This is a genomic window from Caballeronia sordidicola, assembly GCF_002220365.1.
GTDB lineage: Bacteria > Pseudomonadota > Gammaproteobacteria > Burkholderiales > Burkholderiaceae > Caballeronia > Caballeronia sordidicola_C.
In genome coordinates this window covers 1-1,984 of record NZ_MTHB01000199.1, presented here as the reverse complement: position 1 = coordinate 1,984, position 1,984 = coordinate 1, and the positions used below count along the sequence as shown (strand labels likewise).

Here is a 1,984-nt window from a genome sequence, read left to right as displayed (position 1 = left end):
TCTTCATCATCGCAGCGGCCAACCTAGTCGCGCTTCCTGGTTTTCCTGAGCTGAGCTGCTTCCTGTTTCAGTTGCTCAGACTCATCCTGCAAGTCATTAGCGATGTCCGTCAGTTTCTCTACCCACGCTAGCACTTCAAGCTCCGACGGCGTTAGTCCCTCTCGAGCGATGTCGGGTAGTGAGAATTTTTTTGGAAGAGTCACGAGTGCGGATCAAATGATGTTGGTGCGACAAACGTTAACATCGTCATCCGCAGTTTACAAGCGCAATCATGACCGCACGCAACGAAGCTATCGGCTACCTCGACCGCGTGCGCAGATCAAATAACACAGCACGGCGCGTGGTGCTCGCCCCGGGTTATTGAGAAGTTACCACATCTCAATCTAAGGCACTGATATAGAAAAGGAATTAATGGCCGGCTTCACGACGCTCAGTGCTTCGTTACGTGCGTTGGAACCTCTCCCGTTACCGATTTAATGCCATGCGCCTCGATTGTATTGAACGCTTCGGCCAGCGCAGCGCCATCGGTCGGGAACAAATCGTCCCAAACCGTGGACGTCCCGAACGAGTCGACGATTTCCAGCACCCAGCCGTCGCGGCCATTGTTATCGGACCGGTAGATGTGCACGTCGACATAGGTGCCGCCGCGGGTTACGGTCGTAGACAGCGGGGACAATGCAAGGGGGTGAAACGCTTCTTCCATCGTACGGCCGAGCGAATCGACAAGGAACAGGTCTTCGCGCTCGTTCTCGTCTTGCGCGTCCAGATCCCTGCGCTCGGTCTGCTTGCGTGTCATGTCTTTCGGCCTTGAAACTACCGAGATCACGTTTGGCCGTTCGCCTTGCTCCATCGATTTTCGGCGCTCCTCGCACCAGTGTTGATGGATATTGAGCGCGGAGGCCGTGAGCAAGTTTGCGAACGATCGACGTTGCTCGACCGTGTAATCTCGCTGCACCAGATCTTCGTATCCAGAGGCTGTCCCGAACAAAAGGATGACATTGAACCAACTGGGGTGCCGTTCAATCAGCGGCTCCCAAGCTTCCCGGTCGATGTCGATGCCCTTGCAATAGCCCTCGCACCATTCGTCGAGGATGAGAATCTCTTCACCCTTCCACTCGGTTGTATGCAGAGGGGGCGTGAACAGATCGGGACAGTGATTCAGGGTGTTGTTGACGTCGTTCCAGTATTGAATGATCAGCCCGGTGACCTTGCGTGCCCGACCTGCTGACAGAAATTTGGGCTGACGTGTTGCGTGCCTTGCATCCCAGATCCACGGAAGAATCGCGCTCGGCATGATCACGTTCGGTCCAGAAATGACGGCGGTCAGAAAGCCGTGCAACATGATGGCGTCCATCGCATCGTCGCAAACGGCATTGCTCGAAAGAAAGCGTTCAAGGAAATCAAGTTCTTCGTCGGTCAATTGCTCGTCGAATTCGGGATCGAGATTCATGGAATTCCCACGGTGGTACACGGTAGACGTGATGTTGATCGCTTGTCGCTGACGTGCGCCTCGATACGGCGCTTGTGCGCAATCATTTCGGCGAGCGGCGGGGTGCCCATATTTTACCCGATGGGGCGATGTGTGAATCGAGCCGACGATCGGCACGACGACGAATTTAACGCGCCCCTATCGCTAACCCTTATTATCGATAGGGATACATTTTTCGATAAAACTCCCGTTTCGGGAAACGTGAGACACCTTGACGTGCCGCTCCCCGGCCATCACGTTGCCTATAATCTCCGGATGCCGAACGTTCCGTTGCCCCCGTCCTTTCCTGACACTGCGTCCCTATCCGCGCTGCGCGCGTGGTACGCAGGCGTCGGCGCGCGCGAGGCGGTCGAACGTTATTGCCCGCAGGCGCTCGAAGGCGGCCAGTCTGCGCGCGGCGTGATCGGCCGAATTCGCCGGCAGCTTGCCGGTTTCGCCCTCAGCCGGCATCGTGCAGATCTGGCCCGGCTGTTCCAGTGCGCGGTGGGCGAACGG

General features: G+C 56.7%; 1 protein-coding gene and 1 pseudogene. One reads left to right on the top strand and one right to left on the bottom strand.

The window, feature by feature from the left end:
• Positions 1-430: 430 nt before the first annotated feature.
• Complete coding sequence (locus BSU04_RS28290; RefSeq protein ID WP_089163678.1) at positions 431-1,450, bottom strand: UPF0149 family protein; 1,020 nt, start codon at positions 1,448-1,450, stop codon at positions 431-433.
• 240 nt (positions 1,451-1,690) lie between these two features.
• Here BSU04_RS28290 and BSU04_RS28285 point away from each other — a divergent pair.
• Positions 1,691-1,984: pseudogene (locus tag BSU04_RS28285) on the top strand (hypothetical protein); the annotation flags it as partial.